Here is a 22446-nt window from a genome sequence, read left to right as displayed (position 1 = left end):
CTGTCCTTCAACTGGTGACGCGTTTCTGAGAACGCTGTTCTCATGTTGTCTAGCGTGGGTTCCCTCGGCAAGTCAATCGACGAGGCGGCGTCACGGGGAGGGCACTGGACCGGGATCGAAACAGCGCCTAGTCCTGCGCGAATGGCCCTATCGCGTCCGACCCCCGCCCATGCCGACCAGCCCGCAACGATGTCCGTTTTCGAGGGCGGCGAGCAGGACCGCACCCGTCTGCTCATCGATGCGGCCTACGACCTGCTCGACGAGGCGGGATTGGAGGGCCTGACGATCCGGGCCGTCCTGGCGCGGACCGGCCTGGCCCGCCGCGCATTCTACGAACGTTTCCAGGGCAAGGACGACCTTGTCCTGGCCGTCTTCGATTCCTCGCTCCGCTCTGCGGCCATGCAGTTCGGTGAGATGACGCGCCGTATCGCCAGCCCCACGGAGGCGCTTCATCTGATCGTGTCCAGCATCGTGGTGGGCCAGCTTGGACCGGGACTCGACGGGGGGCGGAGCGGGGCGCACTTGCGCAGCGCGGCGTTGAGCCGGGAGCACTTGCGCCTGGCCCAGTCCCGACCGGCCGAGCTTCAGGCCGCGCTCCAGCCCTTGCTGGACCTCATGGCCGAGCACCTGGGGGCGGGGATCGAGACGGGTGAGTTCCGTCCGGCGGAACCGCATCTGCAGGCGCGGCTGATCTACAACCTCGTCTCCACAACCGTTCACACCCTCCTGCTTCAGGAAGAAGGGGGCGGTCCCGATCTGGCCGAGCGTGAAGTGCTGGCCGCCGCGATCTGGGACTTTTGCAGACGGGCTATCGTGGCCTGAATTTAGAGCGGCTGGATGCGTTCCAGCAGGCGCTCGATATCGGCCGGGCGGGCGAGATCGGTTCCGGCGCGCAGCACGGCGGCAGAGCCTGCGGCCATGCCGCGCCGGAAGGCTTCCAGTTCGCTGTCGCCCCGGCACAGCGCATGAACCATCGCCGCCACGAAGCTGTCCCCGGCGCCCACTGCGGAAGCCGCGTCGATCTTGAGCGCGGGCAGGAAGCACGGCCCTTCGGCGCGTGCCAGGACCGCGCCCTCGTGGCCCATGGTGACGGCGACGAGGCGCGCCTTGCCGGCCTCGACGATCTCCATCGCCGCCTTGCCGATCGCCTCGACGTCTTCGAGCTTGCGCCCGGCATAGTTCTGGAGTTCGCCGTGGCTGGGCTTGATGAGCAGCAGCCCGCCTTCCGCGATTCCCGCGGCCAGCGCTTTTCCCGAACTGTCGAGGACCACCTCGATCCCGCGTTCCCGCATGAGGCGCGAGACGCGGGCGTAGTAATCGTCGGGCACGCCGGGCGGCAGCGAGCCGCTCATGACGAGGATGTCGCAGTCAGCCTCGGCCAGATGGTCCAAGCAGTCCTGCCATTCGGCTTCGCTGACATGCGGCCCGGCAGGCGTGAAGCGGTATTCCTTGCCGGTGTCGTGTTCGAGAATGTCGGCGGCGATGCGGGTGGGGCCGGTAATGGGAATGCGCGTGCGGACCAACTGGTGGAGGTCGATCAACCCGTCGAGCGCGGGGCCGGTCGCGCCGCCGGATAGATAGAAGGAGCGCGCATTGCCGCCAAGCCGCACGAAGACGCGCGCCACGTTGATCCCGCCGCCGCCCGGTGCGTAGTGCTCGTTGTCCGTGCGCATCTTGTGGGTGTGCTGGACTTTGCCGACATCGTAGGACACGTCGATCGTAGGGTTCATCGTCAGGGTGGCGATGCTCTTCATCCGGGCGGTTCCCCAATTGGCCGGCCCTGAGGCCGCAGGACCGCCTTCATGCCCGCTAACGCTTGCGGGCGCAAAACATTCGGACGGTTTTTTCGGCGCTTGGCGGTGTGAAGAGGGCTGGGAGAGGACTGGGGAGTGTCGCTCAGGCCACGTCCTGGCTGCTGGGAGGAGACGTTTCGGGAAACCGCAGCATTGCCGCAGGCTGCGGCCTGCCGAACAGGTAGCCCTGTCCCTGCGTGCAGCCTTCCGAGCGGAGATATTCGCGTTCCACCTCGCTCTCCACCCCCTCTGCCGCGACGATCAGGCCCAGGCTGCGGCCCAGGCCGATCACGGCGCGGATCACTGCGCGTGAGGTGGCGGCCTCGTGCAGGTTGATGATGAAGGACTTGTCGATCTTGATCTTCGTGAAGGGGTAGTTGAGCAGGTAGCTGAGCGAGGAATAGCCGGTGCCGAAGTCGTCGAGCGAGATGCCGATGCCGAATGCCCGCAAGTTGCGGATGATCGCGGCGGGACGCGGGCCGCGTTCCATCAGCACGGCCTCGGTAATCTCCAGCTCCAGGCGTTCGGCGCAAAGGCCGGAACTGGACAGGGCGTTGATCACCGTGCTGAGCAGGTTGCCGTTGCGGAACTGGACGGGGGAGACGTTGACCGAGACGCGTACCTCCTCCGGCCAGTTCACCGCTTCCCGGCAGGCGGTTTGCAGGACGAACCGGCCGAGCTTGTCGATCAGGCCGAGTTCCTCGGCGATGGGCACGAAGATCTCGGGGGAGACCTGCCCGCGTTCCTGGTGGTTCCAGCGCAGCAGCGCCTCGCAGCATTCCACCGCGCCCGTCTCGAGGTTCAGCAGGGGCTGGTAGTGGACTTCCAGTTCGCCGTCGCGGACGGCCTTGCGCAAGTCCTTTTCCAGACGGCTCTTGGCCTGTGCCGCTTCGTCCATCGCAGGCTCGAAGCTGCGGCAGGTGCCGCGCTGGTCGGCCTTGGCGGCGTAGAGCGCAAGATCGGCGAACCGCATCAGCGTTTCGTGGTCGCTGCTGTCGAAAGGCGCGGCCGCCATGCCCACCGTGGCGCCGATATGCAGCGTGTTGCCGTGGACATGGAAGGGTTCGGAAAGCGTGGCGATGATCGCCTTGCTGACAAGTTCGGCCTGGGTGAGGCTGGACTTGCGGAAGATGATGGCGAATTCGTCGCCGCCGATGCGGCAGAGCAGGGCGCTGGGCGGGATCAGCTCGCGCATGCGTCGCGCGGCGTCGGTCAGCAGGGCATCGCCGAAATGGTGGCCGTAGGTGTCGTTCACCGTCTTGAAGTGATCGAGGTCGATCAGCGCCAGCGTAACGGTATCGTTCGGAGATACTTCTTCCAGCATCTCGCGCAGCATGTCGCGGCAATGGGAGCGATTGGCCAGCCCGGTCAGGTCGTCGTGCCGGGCCATGTGCTCCATGCGCCGTTCGATCCGGCGGCGCTCGGTAATGTCGAAGATCGAGGCGATCGTGACCTGCCGGTCGTCCAGGGTCGAGACTTGCGTGGAGATATGCGCTTCCACCAGCTCGCCGTCGCGGCGGAGCATTCGCCAGTTGGAAATGCAGGCGGGCTTCGCGGATCCCAGCATGCGGGCGGCGGCGCTCCAGGCCTCGGGGCCGAACAGGCGGCGGGCGTGCAGGCCTTCCATTTCCTGCGGGTCATAGCCGAACAGGCGGCAGGCCGAGGCATTGGCATTGAGGATGAGGCCGGTCACGGGATCGTGGACGAACATCGCCAGAGGGTTCTGTTCGAAGAGCAGCCGGAAGCTCTCTTCCTTCTGCTTGAGATCGGTGATGTCCACCCGCAGCCCGATCGATCCGCCGTCCTCGGTACGGGTTTCCTCGATAAGGATGCAGCGGCCGTTGGAAAGGCGCTGTTCGTGACGGGAAGCCGGTTCCTGCATCAGCCGAAGCCGGTCGGCCAGCCACGCTTCCTCGCGGCCCGCGGCCTCGGGATAGTCGCCCCGCTCGACGCCTACGCGCAAGGTGTCGGCCAGCCGCGCGCCGGGCTCCAGCAGGTCGGCGGAGCGGCAGTAGATTTCCTCGTACTTGCGGTTCCAGAGGATGTAGCGGCCTTCGTCGTCGAGGAACACGACGCCCTGCGGCAGTGCATCGATCGCTTCGCGCAGCCGTCTTTCCGCGCGCGACGCAGCCGCGAGCGCAGTATCGAGCGATTCCGGCGCTGAACCTTCCAAGCCTTCTTACTCTTCCGACGTTTCCAGAACCAATTGGCGATCCCTTGTTCTGGTATAAGAGTATGACACAATACGTTAATTTTTTCACCCAGTCGATCAGGGGCGCTTCTTGCGGATTTGGCTGGGCACGGCGCGCAAGGGTTAACAGACGGGAAAATGCCCGCCGCACCGGAGCGCGACGGGCCTGGTTTTCCTCCCCAGGAAAACGCCTGAAAGGTTGTCCGGCTTTCGAAGGCCGGTGTTCCGGTCGGCGGCTTTATCGGTGCCGCCGATCCGGGTGTTCCAGATTAGCGGCGCGTGGCGCTGCCGAGCCTGTGGTAGAGGTTCGAGTATGTCGAGCTGACCGGATCGTCCTCATGCGCACGCATGTAATAGAGGACGGCTTCCTGCAGCAGCTTGAAGTCCTGGTTCGAAAGCACCGCGCGGGCGCGGGCCGGTTCGGCGGTCATGGTGGTCATCTACCTTCCTTTCCTTGCTTGGCGGCCCCGGGGCGGTCCCCGGTGACCTTCGAAAATCGGCTATGCTGCGAACTGGTTCCCCTGCTGCCTCAGGCAGCGAATTGGTTCATCGTGTTGTGCGTGCCGCCCGCCTTCAGGGCGGCCTCGCCGGCGAAGTATTCCTTGTGGTCGTCGCCGATGTCCGATCCGGCCATGTTCTGGTGCTTCACGCAGGCGATGCCCTGGCGGATTTCCTGACGCTGTACGCCCTTGACGTAGCCGAGCATGCCCGCCTCTCCGAAGTATTCCTTGGCCAGATTGTCGGTCGACAAGGCGGCGGTGTGGTAGGTCGGCAGGGTGATGAGGTGGTGGAAGATCCCCGCCTCGCGCGCCGCGTCCTTCTGGAAGGTGCGGATGCGCTCGTCGGCCTCGTTACCCAGTTCAGTGCCGTCGTAGTCCACGCTCATCAGCTTGGCTCGGTCATAGGCGCCGGTGTCGCGGCCTTCCGCTTCCCACGCATCGAAAACTTGCTGGCGGAAGTTCAGCGTCCAGTTGAAGCTGGGCGAGTTGTTGTAGACCAGCTTGGCGTTCGGGATCACTTCGCGGATGCGGCTGACCATTCCGCCGATCTGGCCGATGTGCGGCTTTTCGGTTTCGATCCACAGCAGGTCCGCGCCGTTCTCCAGCGCATGGATGCAATCGAGCACGCAGCGATCCTCGCCGGTTCCACTGCGGAACTGGTAGAGGTTCGAGGGCAGCCGCTTCGGCCGCATCAGCTTGCCGTCGCGGGTGATGAGAACCTCACCGTGGCCAACCTCGCCCGCCGCGATCTCGTCGCAGTCGAGGAAGCTGTTGTAGCGGTCGCCGATGTCGCCCGGCTCGCGGGTGAAGGCGATCTGCTTGGTTAGCCCCGCGCCCAGCGAGTCGGTGCGCGCCACGATCAGGCCCTCGTCCACGCCCAGTTCCATGAAGGCGTAGCGGACCGCGCGGATCTTCGCGATGAAGTCCTCATGCGGAACGGTGACCTTGCCGTCCTGATGGCCGCACTGCTTCTCGTCAGAGACCTGGTTCTCGATCTGGATGCAGCAGGCGCCGGCCTCGATGAACTTCTTCGCGAGCAGGTAGGTCGCCTCGGCATTGCCGAAGCCCGCGTCGATATCGGCGACGATCGGCACCACGTGCGTCTCGTGATTGTCGATGGCGTGTTCAAAGCGCTTGGCCTCGACTTCGTCACCGGCCTCTCGCGCCTTGTCCAGATCGCGGAACATCATGCCCAGTTCGCGGGCATCGGCCTGACGCAGGAAGGTGTAGAGTTCTTCCACCAGCGCGGGAACCGAAGTCTTCTCATGCATCGACTGGTCGGGCAGGGGGCCGAACTCGCTGCGCAGCGCTGCGACCATCCAGCCCGAGAGGTAGAGGTAGCGGCCCTTGGTCGTGCCGAAATGCTTCTTGATGGAGATCATCTTCTGCTGGCCGATGAAACCGTGCCAGCAGCCCAGCGACTGGGTGTAGTTGGCAGGGTCGCGATCATAGGCTGCCATGTCCTCACGCATGATGCGCGCGGTATGGCGGGCGATGTCGAGGCCGGTGCGGAAGCGGTTCTGCAGGCGCATGCGCGCGACCGATTCCGGCTCGATGCCGTTCCAATTGGGCTCGGTGCCGATGGTCTGACCGGCTTCGGTGATCTTGCTCTGGTAGGTCACTGCCAAAAGTCCCCGTCGAAAAATGTGTTTGGGCGATGACCTTGAGTTAGGCCCCATTTTTGCGGCGCGGAACGGCTCGCGAAGTCCGGTTGTCAAACTTTACAGATATTCCTTGTAAAGATGTGCAGCCATGACAAACTGCTGAGCCATGGCGGAATCACGACCTCTATACCTTGGCCCAAGGCTGCGCCGCCTGCGCCGCGAACTGGGCCTGACGCAGCAGGCGATGGCGGACGATCTTGAGATCTCGCCCAGCTACGTCGCGCTGCTGGAACGCAACCAGCGCCCGGTCACGGCGGACATGTTGCTGCGCCTTGCGCGGACCTACCGGCTGGACATTGCCGATATCGCCGGGGACGATGGCGAGGACTATGCCCGCCGCGTGGGGGATGTGCTGCGCGATCCGCTGTTCGCCGATATCGACTTGCCCTCTCTGGAAATTGCCGACCTGGCGATGAGCTTTCCGGGCATTTCGGAAGCGCTGTTGCGGCTTCACGGCGCTTACACCCGCGAGAGTCAGGCTCTGGCCGAGCAGCGCGCTTCCGGCCCGGCGGCGGAAGAGAACGAGCCGGTGCGTGAGGCGCAGCGGTTCCTTGGCCAATCGCGCAACTACTTCCACGCTATCGATGTGCGGGCGGAGGAACTTGCCGGCGAAATCGAGCAGGCCGGCGGCGCCACCGCATGGCTGGCCGCCAAGGGCGTGCGCGTGCGCTTCTTGCCGCCCGACGTCATGGTCGATTCCCTGCGGCGGTTCGACAGGCACAACCAGCAGCTGCTGATCGACGATACGCTCGGCCCTTCAAGCCGGGCCTTCCAGATCGCCACTCACATCGCCCATACCGCGATGCGCGGCGACATCGTGGCGGTCGTGCGCGCTGCCGCCTTTGTGCAGACCACCACGGCAACGCTCGTGCGCCGGGCGCTGGCGGGTTACGCGGCGGCGGCGATCCTGATGCCCTATGCCAAGTTCGCCCGCGCGGCGGAGGCGCGGCGCTACGATATAGAGGCGCTTTGCGGGTTGTTCGGCACCAGTTTCGAGCAAGTCGCGCACCGGCTCACCACGTTGCACCGTCCGGAGGAGGAGCGGGTGCCGTTCTTCTTCCTGCGCGTGGATGAGGCCGGAAACGTCTCGAAGCGGCTGGACGGCGCGGGCTTCCCCTTTGCGGCGCATGGCGGCGGCTGTCCCTTGTGGTCGGTACATCAGGTGTTCCGCTGGCCGGGCGAAGTGCGGACCCAGTGGCTGGAACTGCCGGACGGTCAGCGCTTCTTCTCGATCGCGCGCACCGTCACCTCGGGCGAGGGGCGGCATGGGCGGATGAAAGTCACCCGCGCCGTGGCGCTCGCCTGCGCGGCGGAAGAGGCGGGAAAGCTGGTCTATGGCGGTGAAGCTGAGGCCAAGGCAACGCCCATCGGCGTGACCTGCCGCCTCTGCCAGCGCGCGGATTGCGCAGCCCGCTCGGTGCCGCCGATCGGCCGCGACGTGCTGGCCGACGACTATCGCCGCGCGGCGCAGCCCTATACCTTCTCCGAAAGCTGATATTCCCTATTCCGAATATTAATTCTCTAATGTGACGATTCCGCCGTGGCGATGGCGCGGTGCAAATGCTTGCGATAGCAGCCGTCGCGACGCAGGATCGCGTCCTGGAGCGGGCGAGAGGATGAGTGCATTGAGAAGCGAAAGCACGCCGGGCGCGGCCCGGACCTTTCCCGAACTGATCCGCTCTGCCGCCGCTGCTTACGGCGATGCCGTGGCGATCACGCTGGAGACCGAAACCGGCAGCGAAAGCGCCAGTTTCACCGATCTTGACCGCCAATCCGCAGAAATTGCGCGCGGACTGCTGGCGCGCGGTGTGGGCAAGGGCGCGCGGGTCGGGTTCATCTTCGGCAACGGTCCGGGCTTTGCCATGGTCTTGGCCGCCATTGCCCGCATCGGCGCGGTCGCGGTGCCGATCAGCACGATGATCCGCGCCAATGAACTGGTCCGTGTGCTGCGTCAGAGCGACGTGCAGGGGCTGATCGTTCAGCGGACCATGCTGGGCAAGGATCTTGTGACCCGGCTCATCGAGGCGCTGCCCGAACTTGCCGCCCAGACTTGCGGCGCGCTGCGCCTGCCGCGTGTGCCGTACTTGCGTTGGATCATCTCCAGCGGAGCGGACTTGCCCGCCGCCGTCGCGTCGACGGCGTGGCTTACTGATGTCGATGTGGGCGAAGAGGTGCTGCGCGAGGTCGAGTCCGAGGTTCATCCGACCGACCAGATGATCGAGATCTACACTTCCGGTTCGATGGCGCTGCCCAAGGGTGTGCGCCATCTCCACGGCGCGGTTCTGGCGCGCAGCCACTGGTTGGCCCAGATCCTGGGCGTGAAACAGGGCGAAGAGCGCCCCGCGCAATTGCCGATGTTCTGGGTGGGCGGGCTGATGCTCTCGCTGCTGCCGGATTGGGAGCAGGGCGCGGTTACGGTTTGCTCCGAACGAACGCTGAGCAACAGCCGCTTCGCCATGGGATCGGTACTGGCCGAGGAAGACCTCGAACGCATCAAGGGCCCGCAGCCCTGGTGGGGTCTTGGCATGAGCGAGACATTGGGCCCTTACGGATGGGGCGACGAGTTTCGCGTCCCCGGTCGCCCAGTCTGCGCGCCGATGGACCACTTCGCTCCGGGTTACGAGGTCCGCATCGCCGATCAGGACGGCCGCCCGGTCGGCAACGGTGAAGTGGGTGAAATGCAGGTGCGCGGCCCCGCCGTCGCCCCGGCGCTCCACAAGATCGACCGTGTCGAGCATTACACGCCGGATGGCTATTTGCGCACCGGCGACCTCTGCCTTGTCGAAGATCGCGCGGATGGCCGCCGCATCCATTTCGTCGGCCGGGGCGGGGACATGATCAAAGTGTCTGGCTCGAACGTCTCGCCCGCCGAGGTCGAGATGGAATTGCAGGCATTGGACGGGGTCCACAGCGCCTATGTCGTGGGCCTGCCGGATCGCGAGCGGGGTGCCTTGCTGGTGGCGGCGCTGGTTGCACGGGACGGTATTGTGCTCGATCTGCCTGCCATCGAGGCGCGGATGAAGGCCGGTCTCTCGTCCTACAAGGTGCCGCGCGCCTGGGTGGAACTTGCCCGCGACGAGGTGCCGCTGCTGCATTCCAACAAGGTTGCCCGACGCGAAATCGCGCGGATCGTTTCGGAGCGGCTGGAAGCGCGACAGGTCGTCAGCGATTAGCGTTTCCGGCGTTCGAAACCGGGCTTTGGGCAGGGTGTTTCAAGCCCGGCAGGCCACTCCCTGTCTCAGCGCACCATTGACGAAGCTCTCAACGCCCCATAACCCGACAGGCAATTCGAAATAGCGAAAGCCTCCATGTCGCGTTCCTCTCCCGGCGTCGCCCGCATGGCCGCCATTCTCAATTTCATTGCCGACCATCCGCGACAGTCTTTCGCGCTGACAGATCTGGTGCGCGCGCTCAAGCTCAGCCGCGCGACGTGTCATGCGCTGCTGACCGGCCTCGTCGATGTCGGCTATCTCTATCGTACCAGCGACAAGACTTACGTGCTCGGTCCGGCACTGGCGGCGATCGGGCGCACGGCGGCGGAACATTTTTCGCCGCTTCAGGTGGCGCAGCCGGAAATGCGCAAGCTGGCGGACGATTTCGATCTGGTTTGCGGTGCCTATTTTCTCGAGGGTGACACCATTCACCTGCGTGAGCGCGCGGCTTCCGCCAGCCATGTCGGCTATCCCGTGCCGCTGGGCACACGCATGCCGCTGCGCTGGGTCCAGGCCACGTCCTTCTTCGCGCGTTCGCCCAGAGAGGCCGATGCCGCGCAAGTGCGGATCAATCCTTCGCCCAGCGCCGAACAGCTTGAACAGCTCTATGCGGGCATGGCTTTCGTGCGCAAAAACGGCTTCATCGCCCTGACGCGGCGGCCGGAGAGCGTCGCCGGCGAGGCCATTTCTCCTTCCGGCCTGGAGGATCCGCCCGTGGTGCCGCGCACCGATCTGGATGACGACGGCGTCTATCCGCTCATGGCCATCATGGCGCCGATCTACGATGCGCGTGACCGGGTTTCGATTTCGCTGGTACTGGCGGGCTTCAACGGCGCGACGACAGGCGCCGAAATCCGCACGGCCGGCAAGGCGCTTGCCGAGGCCTGCACTCGTATTTCCCGCTTCCTGATCGGCGACCCTGAGACGGCCTGAGCCGCTACTCCCGGAGATCTTTCGTCCGCACGGATATTCGTGTCGGCTTCGTTATGCGAGGCTTGACCGCGAGGCTCTCTGCGACTTATCAAATAGGCGAATAAAAATTCGCTATTTGGAAAAATGGCAATGGGAGAGCCGCATGTCTGACGTGATTGTCGCGCCGGAAACCCGCGACCTCGGCGAATTGGCTGGCATTCTGGGGGGCTGGTTCAAGACGCGTCTGCCGCAGGCCGAAGCGGTGGAAATCCGGGATCTCACTTATCCGCGCGGGGCCGGTCAGAGCCACGAGACGATCCTGTTCGAGGCGCATTGGCGCGAGGCGGGCACGGCGCGGCAGCTGGGCTGCGTGGTCCGCATCAAGCCCCGCGGCTTCACGGTCTTTCCCGACGATCTGTTCGAGCAGCAGTACCGCGTCATGAAGGTTCTGGCGGATATCGGTCAGCCACATGGCAAGGCAAAGCCTGACGCAGTGCGCGTGGCCCGCCCGCTCTGGTTCGAGGAAGACCCGGGCGTGCTCGGCAATCCATTCTTCGTCATGGAGCGCAAATGGGGCCGCGTTCCGGTATCGATCCCGCCTTATGCCCGGGAAGGGTGGCTCAAGGATGCCGCCCCCGATCAGCGCAATCTGCTGTGGCGCAATGCCGTTCGGCAATTGGCCGCGGTGCAGGGTGCGCCGTTGGAGAAGCTCGAATTTCTGGCCGGTCCGAACGGTGAGCGGGGGCTGGAGCAGGAATGGGCCAAGTACTGCCGGTTCGCCGGTTGGTTGCAGGAAGTGGAACCGCTGCCGGTGCTGACGGCCGCGCTGGAGCGGTTGCAAGGCCTCTGGCCCCGGAACCGGCCGGAAGGTCTCGTCTGGGGGGATGCCCGGATCGGCAACATGATGTTCGACGAAGACTTCGACGTGGTCGCGGTGATGGACTGGGAGCAGCCCTCACTGGGCGGTGCCCTGCATGATCTAGCGTGGTTCTGCGTATTGGCCGGGACCATGCACGGGCCGGATTCCACTTATGGCGCACCGCTCGAGGGGATGGGCAGCCGTGAGGAAACCGTGGCGCTTTGGGAAGAACTGACGGGCAAATCCGCCGCCGACCTGGAATGGTACGAGGATTTCGCGAATTTCAAGATGACCTGCACCGGCATCCGCCTCGGCCACTTGCGGGGTACGCGGATGATGGACGCGGCGTCCATGGCGCGGCGACTGAAGGTCGCGTGAAGGGCCCGATCGGGAAATCCCGATCGGGCTATTGCAGGCTTTACGATAATCCCAGCATCCGGCGGCAATTGTCGTGGATGATGGCCCTGACATCGGCTTCGGGAACACCGGCGAAGTCGCGCAGGATGATCTCGCGGGAACGCGGGAAGGTGGTTTCCGAATGCGGATAGTCCGATGACCACATGATGTTGCGGCTGCCGGGCAGATCGCGGTTCAGGATCCCCGCGCGGTCCTGAATGAAAGAGCCGAAGACGTTGCGGTCCATGTACCAGCTTGGTGGATTCTGCAGGGTGGACTCGGTCCAGTAGCGCTGCTTTTCCCAGGTCCGGTCGTTGTATTCCGCATACCAGGCGAACCAGCCCACGCCGCTTTCCATCGAGCCGACGCGCAAGGCAGGGAAGCGGTCGAAGACGCCGTTGTAGATCAGGATGCCCAGCGGCTCGGCCATGGCCAGTTTGCTCATCGGCATGTCAGGCAGGAAGAACTGCTTTTCCCCGAAGCGCGGGACGCGGGCGCCGAGGTGGAAAGTGACGACGAGATCGTGGTCGCAGAGCGCGGCCCAGAGCCGGTTGAACTCCGGCTGGTAATATTGCAGCGCGCCCTTGGCATCGCCGGTCAGTGCGGAGACTTGCCCCGGCTTGAGCGCGGCCACACCGGAACTCGTATTCCAGGCCTCGGCATTCTGCGGGAAGGCCGGCAGGTTGATGGCGCGAAAGCCCTTTCCGGCCAGACGCCGGACATGTTCGACGGTTTCGTCCACGTCGCGCATCGGCACATAGCCCACCGGATAGAGCCGCTCCGGCGCGGCCGAGCAGAAATCCAGCACCCAGTTCTGATAGGCTTCATAGCTGGCGATGTAGAGTTCGTTGTCGAACGAGCCCAATGGACCGCCGCCGAACAGCAGGGCGGCGTCCATGCCGTCCGCATCCATATCGGCAAGGCGCGTTGCCGGTTCCCATACCTTGCGCTGGTCCGCCAGACGCCCCTTCATCTTGAAGTTCCGGCCTTCGCGCCCCGCCTGATTGTTGATCATCATGAAGGGGCGGCGATTGCCTTCGAAGCAGATGTAATCGCCGTCCTCGGCATGCTCGATGAAAGGGGCGCGGTCTCGGAGACGGGCGGGGAGGTAATCCTTCCACATGTCGTGTGGCGGATCGATATGCGCGTCCGCATCGAAAATCGGGCCGTAAGTCCAGGCAGAGGCCGCATTTGCACGAACGGCCGGATCGGCTTCGCTCATCTTTCGACTCCTCTCGTGTATTCGTTATTTCGAATTCATTATCGATATATAGAATATTCGAGTCAAGCGCCGGTATCGTGCTTCACTCCCGCCGCAAGAGCATCGCGCCATATCCGTAGCCGCCGTTGGAAACGATCGCGGTGCGGGCGCCCGCTACCTGCCTGTCACCGCCAAGCCCCCAGAGCTGGATGCAGGCCTCATGGATATGCCCGTAACCGTGCAGTCTCCCTGCCGAAAGCTGGCCCCCGCCGGTGTTCAGCGGCAGTTCGCCGGTCAGGCCGATACGATGGCCGCCCTCGGTGAACCGGCAGGCTTCGCCCGGCTCGACCAGACGCAGGGCTTCCAGCCAGAGCCAGACGAAGATCGAGAAACCGTCATAGATCTGCGCGCAATCGATCTGTCCGGGCGTCAGGTCGGTGCGAGACCAGAGCATCTCGCCAGCGCGGGCGGCACCGGGCAAGCTCGTGAAGTCGCCCTCGTGCTGCCCGGTCCAGAGGCCGCCGACGGCCATGCCCATGGCTTCCAGGTGGATCGGCGGCCTGCGCAGATCCCGCGAGGCATCGCGATGGGAAAGCACCAGCGCGGTGGCGCCGTCGACGTGGACATCGCAATCGTAGAGACGCAGGGGAGAAGAGATCGTGCGGGCGGCAAGGTAGTCGTCCAGCGTGATCGGATCGCGATAGATCGCTGCAGGATTGCGGGCGGCATGGGCGCGGCTGCTGACGGCCAAGGCGCCCAGTTGCTCGGCGGTGGCGCGGTAACGGTCGCAATAGGCCTGGGCATAGAGCGCGAAGGTATTGACCGGCGAGAGCGCCCCGAACGGTACGGTCCAGGCATTGTTGCCGTCTACCCGATCGCCCCCGCCGGCCATGAGCGTGGAGGCGCGGGCCTGTCTGCGGGCACTTGCCTGTGCGACCGTTCGGAACACCACTACATGGCGCGCCAGGCCGCAGGCAATGGCGGTGACGGCATTGAATATCGGGGCCATGTGGCTGAAGCCTTCGGAAGAGGCCAGTATCCAGCGCGGGTTCAGCCCCAGCATGGCTGCGGCTTCGGATGGACTGACGGGGGCGATGCCGCCGCCTTCCGATGACTTTCCGGGGTAAGTCGCGATCCCGTCGATCTCCGAGACGTCCAGTCCGGCGTCCGCGATCGCCGCGAGGCAGGCGTCGGCGGTCAGTTGCAGCGCGCTGCGCGGCGAGGGGCGGGCGACCTCGGACTGCGCCGCGCCGGTCACGCAGACGAGCTTTTCGGGCAGCTTTTCGGGCAGCGGGGTCATGGCGTTTCGGGCCGGAACAGGGGGAGCCAGATGTCTTCGTGCCTTTCGAATGAGACGCGCACCGGCAAGCCTGTCCGTGCTTCCGCTTCGGTGGCGACGAGCGTGGTAAAGACGTAGAGCTGCGCCTGCTCGGCCAGTTCGACCATGGCCAGGATGTAGGGCACTGCCAGACCCGGCAGCCATGCCTCATGGTTCACCGTATAGCTGGCGATACGGCCCTTGCCGGAGACCGGTTCAGGGCCGACCGCCTCGCCATGGCACTGGGCGCAGCGGGGCAAGGGAGGGTGCTGCCAAGTGCCGCAATCGGCGCAGCGCTGGATGCGCAGCCGCCCATCGGCGCCGGAAGTCCAGAAGAAGGCGGTGTCCGGCTCCAACCGGGGAAGCTTGCGGATCATGCTCAGAACACGATGCCCTGGACCTTGAGATCGATCACTTCGTCCTCGCTATAGCCTAGTTCGGAAAGCACGGCGTCGCTGTCCGCGCCGAGTTCGGGCGATCGCGTGGAAGGCAGTGCCGCGCCGTCGAACAGGATGGGCACGGAGACCATGGGCAGGCTGGCGCCATTGCCTGCGGGAACTTGCTTGAGATAGCCGTTCGCGCGGACTTGCACATCCTGCGCGATTTCGCCGACATCCTGCACGACGTCCCACTGGCCGTCCTGCCGGGCGAGTATCTCTTTCCATTCGGCCAGCGGCTTGGATGCAAAAAGCGCGGAAACTGCCTGATGGCAGACGGCAAGATGCTCTCGGCGCGCGGCTTCGTCCGCAAATCGCGGGTCGCCGGCAAGGTCGGGGCGGCCCGCCGCCCGGCAGAAAGGGGCCCAGTAACGGTCGGCCTGAAGCATGCAGAGGGCGATGAAACGTCCGTCGGAAGTGCGGTAATTGGCGACCAGCACATTGTTCGGCCGATCGACCTTCGGGCGGGGATATTTGCGCACCCCGTCGGCGGCGGCCTGACAGATAAGCCGTTGCTGAGACCACATGGCGGTAGCGAGCAGGGAGACGTCGACTTCGCCCGCCTCGCCGGTCAGCGCGCGTCGGGCGATGGCGGCGCATATGCCGCCCGCCAGCATGGCGCCGGACAGAGTGTCGCCAAAGGCGGGCCCGGGCGGCGCGACGGGATGAAGAGCGCCTTCCTCGGTCAATGCGGACGCGATGCCGCCGCGTGCCCAGAACGTGATCGCGTCGTAGCCGCCCTTGTCGCTTTCCGGCCCGTTGGGGCCGAGCGCGCTGCCGCTGGCGTAGATCAGGCGCGGGAAATCATGGCGCAGCGTCTCGGCATCTATGCGCATGGCGCGACGCGCGGGCGGCAGCAGGTTGGTGAGAAATACGTCCGCTTCGGCGAGTAGCCGGTCCAGTACCGCGCGTCCCGCCGGTTGCTTGAGGTCAAGCGTGACCGAACGCTTGCCGCGGTTATAGCTCTCCCAGGAATAGTCGAAGGCGCCTTGCCCGAGATGGCCGATGTGCAAGCCCCGAAGCGGGTCTCCGCTGGGCGGCTCGATCTTGATGACGTCCGCGCCGAGATCCGCAAGCATCCCGCCGCAGGCTGGGACGAAAGCCCACATGGCCACTTCCACGACCTTTATGCCTTCGAGTGGCGTGCCCATTCGAGCCGTTCTCCCTTTCTTGCCCGACGATCCGATGTTTCGGACTGGATTTTGACGATTGAAATTCTCTATTGCGAATAATGTAACGAAATGGAGAATTAGGCAAGCCAAGGTGATATGCTGGGAGAGTGCGGAATGTCGGACAACATCATACGGGAAAGGCCGCGCACTGCCGCAGCGACCGTGCCGCAAACGCTGATGCAGGCACTGGATCCCGCATGGCTGGGCATCGTTCTCGGGCGCCGGGTGGAAGCGGTCGAAACGGTTGAGGTGATACGGACGGTGGCGACCAAGGTTCGCTTCGCCGTTACCTTCGAGGACGGCGCAAGAGAGGCTTTCTGCCTGAAGGGCTTGCTCGATGTGGACGAAATCACGGCACGCGGCGGATCGACCTGCGTGCTGGAATCGGATTTCTACGGCGAACTGGCGCCGATCGTGGAATGCACCGTGCCCGCGTGCGTCGTCACCGTTACCGATCGTTCCAGGCAACAGGCCGTCACGGTGATGCGGGATCTCGTCGCACAGGGAGCCTCGTTCTGCTCGGCGCTGGACGCGTTCACGGCCGACGATGCACTGGCGAGCCTGGAACAGATCGCACGGCTCCATGCACGAAGCGACACGCTGGCGCGGTTCGACTGGATCCGCCCCCGGCTCTCGCAACTGGCGGAGATGAATTACGTCACGGCGGACGCCCTGCAGGAAATGCTGGATGGCCCGCGCGGCGAAGGTTTGCCCGCTCCTATCCGCAGCGCTCCCAGGCTGATCGCGGGGCTCAGGGCTCTGGCCGAACGTGACCGGCTGCGTCCTCAGTTTCTGGTCCATGGCGATGCCCACGCCGGAAACGTTTTCCGCTGGAACCAGGGGATGGGACTGATCGACTGGCAATTGCTTCAGCGCGGCGGGTGGGCGCTGGACGTGGCCTATCATGTCAACGCCGTGCTGCCCCCAGAAACCGCCGAACGGGAGGAGCGGCGACTGCTTCGGGAATATCTCGCCATGATGCAGGGACGCGGCTTCGCGATGCCCGGAGACGAGGAGGCCTGGAAACAATACCGTGAAGCGGTGATCTACGGCTTCTATCTATGGTCGATCACGCGGCGTGTGGATCCGCCCATTATCGTCGAGTTTGTCGGCAGGCTGGGCAAGGCAGCCGCGCGGCACGAAAGTCACGGCCTGCTGGAGGTTTGAGGTCACGGCGTGGCGTCTATTGTCTCGGAAAGAAGCGCGCGTGTCGCCGCCCAGGCGATGCGATGGGCCACGCGATCATAGACGATGCCGGGGGCGAAGCCGTCATGGTCGGGGTCCATGAAAGCGTGGCGGGCCTTCGCGAAAAGGGTCAACTGGTAATCGGCTCCGGCGGCGTCGAGTTCGGCTTGCACGGCTTCCGTATCACTCCGCGGTGCATAAGGATCCTCGCCGCCGGTCCAGATGGCGACGCGGGCACGGATCGATCCGGGGAGGGCCGGCGCATGGGTGGTCAGCAGACCGTGGAAGGAGGTCACCATCTGTAAGGCGGCCCCGCTGCGGGCCAGTTCGAGCACGCATTTCCCACCGAAGCAGTAGCCTATCGCCGCGATCCTCTCGGGATCTACCTCCGCCATGTCGCGCAGCCGCTCGAACCATGCAATCGCGCGGCCGCGCAGCCGGACCGGATCAGCCATGAGGTCCGCGAATCCCTGGCCGGCGGTCGATACGGAGGTGAGATCGACCTCCTCGCCGTACATGTTCGCGTCAAGGACAAGATAGCCCGCATCGGCCAGTTCCCGCATCGCCAACTCGTAGGATTTCGACGGGCCGGTCGCGCCCGGAAACATCAGTACACTGCCGCCCTGTTGGTGACGGACATCGCGATGAGAGGGCCGCAGCAACCGGCCCCGGAGCATGGCGCCTTCGTGTTCGCAATCCACCGCTTCGAATAGGTTCGCTCCAAAAGGCATTTCCCATCTCTCCCGAGTTTGCAGTTGTGAATTATGGTTCTCCAAGGAGAATGTCTTCGCTGCGCGCACCTGTAAACTGGCTGGGCGGCTTGTCAGGTCGGTGGAGGCCATGGCATTCCACTCTTGATGGGCAGAGCCGATCTTAAACCGGCGCGGCGGACGCGGCTGGGCGTGATATTGCTGGTTGCGGCGCTTCATATTGCCGTTGTGGTCATCCTGGTGCGTGCCTTCACGCCCGAATTTGCGGCGAACATCGCTGGTTCGCTGACGCAGAGTTTCGACGTTCCGCTCGATCCACCACCAACGCCGGAATCCACCCCTGCGGCAAGGCCCGCTGAGCCGGAACCCGAAGGCGCGGCCGGAGCGCCGGGCAAGCGGGCCTCTCCGCGTCCGGTTCCCGCTCCGCAGGCGCCCGTGCCGTTGGCCTCAACGCAGGCCCCGCCGATTGCCGGTAGCGGCGCCGACGACGCTTCCGGTGCCCGCAGTGAAGGAACTGGCACGGGCCAATCCGGTGCCGGAGAAGGCACAGGTTCGGGCCGGGGCGGATCGGGATCGGGTGGCGGCGGAGGAATTGCCGCCAAACCGGTGAAGATCGCGGGCGACATCAATTCGGCGCGTGACTATCCCCGTGAAAGCCGGGATCTGCGGCTCGGATCGCAAGTCGTCATCGCCCTGCGGATCGGCACCGAAGGGCAAGTGAAAAGCTGCCGGGTTGTCCGTCCAAGCCCCGATGCCGAGGCCGACCGGATCACCTGTCGTCTCGCGACGGAGCGTTTCCGTTTCAGACCGGCGCGGGATGCGGGCGGTAATCCGGTGGAGGCCGAATATGGCTGGCGGCAGAGGTGGTTCCTCAAGGGTGGTGCGTGAGCGGCTTCAATCGATGACTTTTTCCGGGCGGCGCAGGGATCCGTCATTTGGTCCCGTTCCGCCAAGACGCCTTGTGAAGTTGCCGCTAGAATAAAGGCTACTAGAGCACTGTAATGTGACGAGACTATCCGGAGCGATGTCCGTCCCCTGTTTAGACAGCGTGCTTGCAGCCAGGCCCCGCAGCGGGCCTAGCAGGAGTGAATGATGAAGTCTGAATGGATCGATCCTGTTGCATTGGTGGAAGGCGCGGCTAATAGCGCGCCGGAAAACTCCCTTTCCCTTCATGTTGCGAGCGCCATGCCCGAAATCGTACCCGTCATTCTCTGTGGTGGCAGCGGCACCCGTCTCTGGCCGCGCAGCCGCGTGGCCATGCCCAAGCCGTTCCTGCCGTTGGTCGGCGATTCGACGTTGTTCGAGGCAACCGTAGCGCGCTGTCCGATTTCAGGCGGTTTCGCCGCCCCGATCGTCGTTACCGGCACCAAGCATCTCGAACATGTCGAGGCGCAGCTCAGCGGCGTCGAGGGCGCTTCGATCATCGTCGAGCCCGCCGCGCGCAATACCGCTGCCGCCATCGCGCTGGCCGCCTGCCGCCTTCCCGAGGATGCGATCATGCTGGTCTGCCCGAGCGATCACCATATCGGGCGGCCGGAAGTCTTCGCCCAAGCGGCCTGCGCCGCGGCGGAACTGGCAAAGGAGGGCTGGCTGGTTTCCTTCGGCATCGAGGCGACCGCGCCCGAAACCGGTTTCGGCTACTTGAAGCGCGGTGAACCGATCGAGGGGCACGAAAAGGCCTTCCGCACGGCGCAATTCGTGGAGAAGCCGGACCTCGATCGCGCGAAGTCGTTCCTTGCCGAAGGTAGTTACGCCTGGAATGGAGGCATCTTCGCTTTCCGTGTCGGTGACTTCATGGCCGAGCTATCCGCCCACCGTCCGCAGATCGCTGCCAAAGTGCGCGAGGCGGTCGAGAAGGGATCCGAACAGGGCCACCGTTTCCACCCCGATGCCGCTGCATTTGCCGCAGTCGAAAGCGATTCGGTGGACTACGCGGTCATGGAAAACACCCGCCGCGCGGCGCTGGTTCCGGCCGACATGGAATGGTCGGACATCGGCAACTGGCAGGCCCTGCACGATGCGCTCGCGCGGGATGGGCAGGGCAATTCGGTGCGTGGCACCGGCGAGGTCGAGATGGTCGATTGCCGCAATGTCCTGGTGGACAGCGATGGGCCGAGGGTTTCGGTTATCGGGCTTGAAAACGTGATTGTCGTCATTGACGGAAACGATGTACTGGTCACGACCGTTGACGGTGTGCAAAAGGTCGGAAAGCTCTCCGGGGCCGTCAACCAGTAAGGATAGATCGATGACTGCTGCACTGCCGATCCGCCAGGTCGAAAAGCCCTGGGGCAAGGATGTGCTGCCCGCGCCGTTCGTGGCCCCGGAAGGCGAGCGTATCGGAGAGATCTGGTTCGAGCCGCCCGCCGCTCTGCCGGATCTGTTGGTGAAGTACATCTTCACCAGCGAGAAGCTCTCTGTGCAGGTTCATCCCAGCGATGCCCAGACCACTGCCAAGGGCCTGGGACGTCAAGGCAAGGAAGAATGCTGGCTGATCGTCGCGGCGGAACCCGGCGCGACGCTCGGCATCGGTTTCGATGCTCCGATCGGCGAGGAAGAGATGCGCAAGGCCGCGCGCGACGGTTCGATCGAGGGGCTGATGACCTGGCACGAGGTCGTGCCCGGCGATTTCTTCTACATCCCGGCCAATACCGTCCATGCCATCGGCGTGGGCGTCAGCTTGATCGAGGTTCAGCAGAACAGCGACATCACCTATCGGCTCTACGACTACGGCCGCCCGCGCGAACTCCACCTCGACGAGGGCATGGCCGTTGCCAGGGGCGAAGTCTACGATCTTGCCCGCTGGCACAAGCGCGTGCCGGCAGAGGGCAATGCCGTGCTGGTGGATGGCCCGCTGTTCCTGCTCGACCAGGTGGAAGGCGTGCCTTCGCCGGATATCGCGGCGCGCTATCCGCAGGCGCTGCTGATCATCCCGCGTGAGGGCACGGTAGCGATCGGCGGAGAAACCGTGGCGCCCGGCGGCTGCGGCCTGGCGACGTCGCTGGACGAAGTGGAATTTGCGGAAAACGGCGTCTGTCTGCTTGCCCGCGCCTGTGCAGACTGACGCGTGTCTGAAATAACCGACGCCATGATCGTCCAGACCATCCAACTGGCCCTGACGCCCGTTTTCGTGCTCGTCGCCATCGGCAATATCCTGAACATCCTGTCGAGCCGTCTCGGCCGCGTGGTCGATCGCGCGCGCGAATTGCAACAGCGCCATAACCATACGGAAGGGCCGGAGCACGACATGGTCGTCCTGGAAATCCGTCTGGTCGACAAGCGCATCAACATCATCACCAAGGCCATCCGCTTCATGGTGCTCTCGGCCCTGTGCATCGGTACGACCGTGGCCGTGCTGTTCCTTCAGGGGCTGGCCGGCCTGAACCTGCACGGCGTCGCGGCGGTGATCTTCCTCGCCTCGATCGTTCTGCTGCTGGTGGCACTCGTGCTATTCCTGCGCGAGACGCAGGTGGCCAAGGAAGCGCTGAGCATCCCGCGCGATTATCTGGAACTGCACCGCACGATCTGATCGCCGGTTCGGTATCGCCGGAGCGTTTGGCGTTTCGGCGATAACGCCTAGGCTCTCTCGCGAGGGAGAGAGCGATGGAAGCACTTAAGGAGGTGGGTGAAAAACCCGCCGGTTCATGGGCGGAATGGCGGCGGGGCTGGAAGCTGGTCCTGGCCTCTGCGGTCGGCTTCTCGTTCTTCTCGGTACTGCTGGCGGGAACCGGGCTGTTCTTCGAGCCGCTGCGCAAGGAGTTCGGCTGGAACCGGTCTCTGCTTTCGGCAGGCCCCGCGATCGCGACTTTGGTGACCGCCTTGCTCTCGCCTTTCTACGGCGCCCTGATCGATCGGGTGGGGTCACGACGCCTCGCCTTGCCGGGTATCGTGATGGTCATGGCCTCGATGAGTGCCTTTGCCTTCGCCAGTGGATCCAGGGTCCAGTGGATCGTGCTCTGGGTGATCTTCGGCATTCTGCTCACCACGATCAAATCGACCGTCTGGACCACGGCGGTAGCGGGCATGTTCGACAAGGGGCGCGGGCTTGCGCTGGGCATGACGGTTGCAGGCACGGCGGTCGCCCAGGCCGTAGTGCCGCCGCTCGGCAATTTCCTGATCGAGCATAGCGGCTGGAGGGGCGCCTTCATCTGGTTCGCCCTGGGCTGGGGCGGCCTTACGCTGCTGCTCTGCACGCTTTTCCTCTACGACGCCCATGACAATGCCCGCCGCGCGGCACTGAAAGCGGGGAAAGCCGAGGCTGCCGACCAGGGGCTGCAACTTCCCGGCCTTTCTCTGCGCGAAGCGCTGCGCAGCCGGGCGATCTGGCAGCTTGCCGCTTCCACTTTCGTCGTCATGGGATTGACGGTGGGGCTGGGAATCCACCTCTTTCCCATCCTGACCGAAGCCGGGGTTAGCCGTGCCAGCGCTGCCTGGCTGACAGGCCTGTCAGGGCTCGCGGGAATCGTCGGGAAGCTCGTCACAGGCCTGTTGATGGATCGCTACAGATCCAACTGGATCGGGGGCGTGACGATGGGCATTACCGCCGTCACTTTCCTCGTACTGATCTGGTGGATCGATTCCAGCGCTGCGCTGATCTTCGGGCTGCTGGTGAACGGCTATGCGGCCGGAACCAAGATGCAGATCTGCGCCTTTCTGACGGCCGCTCATGCGGGAATGCGGCATTTCGGCGCGATCTATGGCGCCATGTCGGCGCTGGTGGCTTTCGCCTCGGGCCTGGGGCCTTGGCTTGCCGGCGTGGTCTACGACACGTCGGGCGATTATGGCCCGTTCCTATGGGCAGGCGTAGTCGGCTGCATAGTGAGCGGCGCGTTGCTGGTAACCTTGCCGCGCTATCCCGAGCAATCCGAAGCCAGGGCGTAAGTCTCACCGCTCCCGAAC

The 22446-nt window shown here is 64.7% G+C and carries 20 protein-coding genes; 11 read left to right on the top strand and 9 right to left on the bottom strand.

Annotation, left to right across the window (positions count from 1 at the left end; translation table 11 throughout):
* The first annotated feature begins 141 nt into the window (after positions 1-141).
* The gene (locus NTCA1_RS15085) at positions 142-822 is read left to right on the top strand and encodes a TetR/AcrR family transcriptional regulator (protein WP_236549344.1); all 681 of its coding nucleotides are present in this window, start codon (positions 142-144) and stop codon (positions 820-822) included.
* A gap of 2 nt (positions 823-824) precedes the next feature.
* Here NTCA1_RS15085 and NTCA1_RS15080 read toward each other — a convergent pair whose 3' ends face one another.
* The 4 genes from NTCA1_RS15080 to NTCA1_RS15070 form a co-directional block, all read right to left on the bottom strand.
* Positions 825-1754: a 1-phosphofructokinase family hexose kinase gene (locus NTCA1_RS15080; protein ID WP_086494051.1), complete on the bottom strand. Its 930-nt coding sequence runs from the start codon at positions 1752-1754 to the stop codon at positions 825-827.
* Positions 1755-1896: 142 nt separating this feature from the next.
* Entirely contained in the window at positions 1897-3966 is a 2070-nt protein-coding gene (locus NTCA1_RS15075) for a bifunctional diguanylate cyclase/phosphodiesterase (protein ID WP_159831102.1), read from the bottom strand.
* A 287-nt stretch (positions 3967-4253) separates the two neighbouring features.
* The gene (locus NTCA1_RS28500) at positions 4254-4424 is read right to left on the bottom strand and encodes a hypothetical protein (RefSeq protein ID WP_165921310.1); all 171 of its coding nucleotides are present in this window, start codon (positions 4422-4424) and stop codon (positions 4254-4256) included.
* Between the two features lie 89 nt (positions 4425-4513).
* Positions 4514-6106: an isocitrate lyase gene (locus NTCA1_RS15070; RefSeq protein ID WP_159831101.1), complete on the bottom strand. Its 1593-nt coding sequence runs from the start codon at positions 6104-6106 to the stop codon at positions 4514-4516.
* Between the two features lie 148 nt (positions 6107-6254).
* Between NTCA1_RS15070 and NTCA1_RS15065 the strand changes: the two genes are divergently transcribed.
* The 4 genes from NTCA1_RS15065 (at position 6255) to NTCA1_RS15050 (ending at position 11509) form a co-directional block, all read left to right on the top strand.
* Entirely contained in the window at positions 6255-7643 is a 1389-nt protein-coding gene (locus NTCA1_RS15065; protein WP_159831100.1) for a short-chain fatty acyl-CoA regulator family protein, read from the top strand.
* Positions 7644-7764: 121 nt separating this feature from the next.
* Positions 7765-9321: a class I adenylate-forming enzyme family protein gene (locus NTCA1_RS15060; RefSeq protein WP_159831099.1), complete on the top strand. Its 1557-nt coding sequence runs from the start codon at positions 7765-7767 to the stop codon at positions 9319-9321.
* A gap of 135 nt (positions 9322-9456) precedes the next feature.
* The gene (locus tag NTCA1_RS15055; protein ID WP_159831098.1) at positions 9457-10293 is read left to right on the top strand and encodes an IclR family transcriptional regulator; all 837 of its coding nucleotides are present in this window, start codon (positions 9457-9459) and stop codon (positions 10291-10293) included.
* A 142-nt stretch (positions 10294-10435) separates the two neighbouring features.
* Positions 10436-11509, top strand: a complete 1074-nt coding sequence (locus NTCA1_RS15050; RefSeq protein WP_159831097.1) for a phosphotransferase family protein — start codon at positions 10436-10438, stop codon at positions 11507-11509.
* 40 nt (positions 11510-11549) lie between these two features.
* Here the strand turns inward: NTCA1_RS15050 and NTCA1_RS15045 are convergent, their stop codons facing one another.
* The 4 genes from NTCA1_RS15045 to NTCA1_RS15030 all read right to left on the bottom strand — a co-directional run bounded on the left by NTCA1_RS15045 (position 11550) and on the right by NTCA1_RS15030 (position 15634).
* A complete protein-coding gene (locus NTCA1_RS15045; protein ID WP_159831096.1) occupies positions 11550-12749 on the bottom strand; it encodes an amidohydrolase family protein in 1200 nt (399 codons plus the stop codon).
* 82 nt (positions 12750-12831) lie between these two features.
* On the bottom strand, positions 12832-14028 hold the full coding sequence (locus NTCA1_RS15040; RefSeq protein ID WP_159831095.1) for a thiolase family protein: 1197 nt from the start codon (positions 14026-14028) through the stop codon (positions 12832-12834).
* Entirely contained in the window at positions 14025-14423 is a 399-nt protein-coding gene (locus tag NTCA1_RS15035; protein WP_159831094.1) for a Zn-ribbon domain-containing OB-fold protein, read from the bottom strand. Before NTCA1_RS15035 ends, NTCA1_RS15040 begins: the two co-directional genes overlap by 4 nt.
* 2 nt (positions 14424-14425) lie before the next feature.
* Entirely contained in the window at positions 14426-15634 is a 1209-nt protein-coding gene (locus NTCA1_RS15030) for a CaiB/BaiF CoA-transferase family protein (protein WP_159831093.1), read from the bottom strand.
* 135 nt (positions 15635-15769) lie between these two features.
* Between NTCA1_RS15030 and NTCA1_RS15025 the strand changes: the two genes are divergently transcribed.
* Positions 15770-16822, top strand: a complete 1053-nt coding sequence (locus NTCA1_RS15025) for a phosphotransferase (protein ID WP_159831092.1) — start codon at positions 15770-15772, stop codon at positions 16820-16822.
* Positions 16823-16824: 2 nt separating this feature from the next.
* Here NTCA1_RS15025 and NTCA1_RS15020 read toward each other — a convergent pair whose 3' ends face one another.
* Positions 16825-17682: a dienelactone hydrolase family protein gene (locus NTCA1_RS15020; RefSeq protein ID WP_236549343.1), complete on the bottom strand. Its 858-nt coding sequence runs from the start codon at positions 17680-17682 to the stop codon at positions 16825-16827.
* 15 nt (positions 17683-17697) lie between these two features.
* Here NTCA1_RS15020 and NTCA1_RS15015 point away from each other — a divergent pair, with 15 nt between their 5' ends.
* The 5 genes from NTCA1_RS15015 (at position 17698) to NTCA1_RS14995 (ending at position 22428) form a co-directional block, all read left to right on the top strand.
* Positions 17698-18438, top strand: a complete 741-nt coding sequence (locus tag NTCA1_RS15015; protein WP_159831091.1) for a TonB family protein — start codon at positions 17698-17700, stop codon at positions 18436-18438.
* Between the two features lie 297 nt (positions 18439-18735).
* A complete protein-coding gene (locus tag NTCA1_RS15010; protein WP_159831127.1) occupies positions 18736-19785 on the top strand; it encodes a mannose-1-phosphate guanylyltransferase in 1050 nt (349 codons plus the stop codon).
* A gap of 10 nt (positions 19786-19795) precedes the next feature.
* The gene (locus NTCA1_RS15005; RefSeq protein WP_159831090.1) at positions 19796-20611 is read left to right on the top strand and encodes a class I mannose-6-phosphate isomerase; all 816 of its coding nucleotides are present in this window, start codon (positions 19796-19798) and stop codon (positions 20609-20611) included.
* 3 nt (positions 20612-20614) lie between these two features.
* Positions 20615-21076 (top strand): DUF2721 domain-containing protein, encoded by a 462-nt coding sequence (locus tag NTCA1_RS15000; protein ID WP_236549342.1) that lies wholly within the window; start codon positions 20615-20617, stop codon positions 21074-21076.
* 74 nt (positions 21077-21150) lie between these two features.
* Complete coding sequence (locus NTCA1_RS14995; protein ID WP_159831089.1) at positions 21151-22428, top strand: MFS transporter; 1278 nt, start codon at positions 21151-21153, stop codon at positions 22426-22428.
* Positions 22429-22446: the final 18 nt, after the last annotated feature.

Origin of the sequence: Novosphingobium sp. TCA1, assembly GCF_009811895.1 — a bacterium.
GTDB lineage: Bacteria > Pseudomonadota > Alphaproteobacteria > Sphingomonadales > Sphingomonadaceae > Novosphingobium > Novosphingobium panipatense_A.
This window is presented reverse-complemented; position numbering and strand designations above follow the sequence as displayed.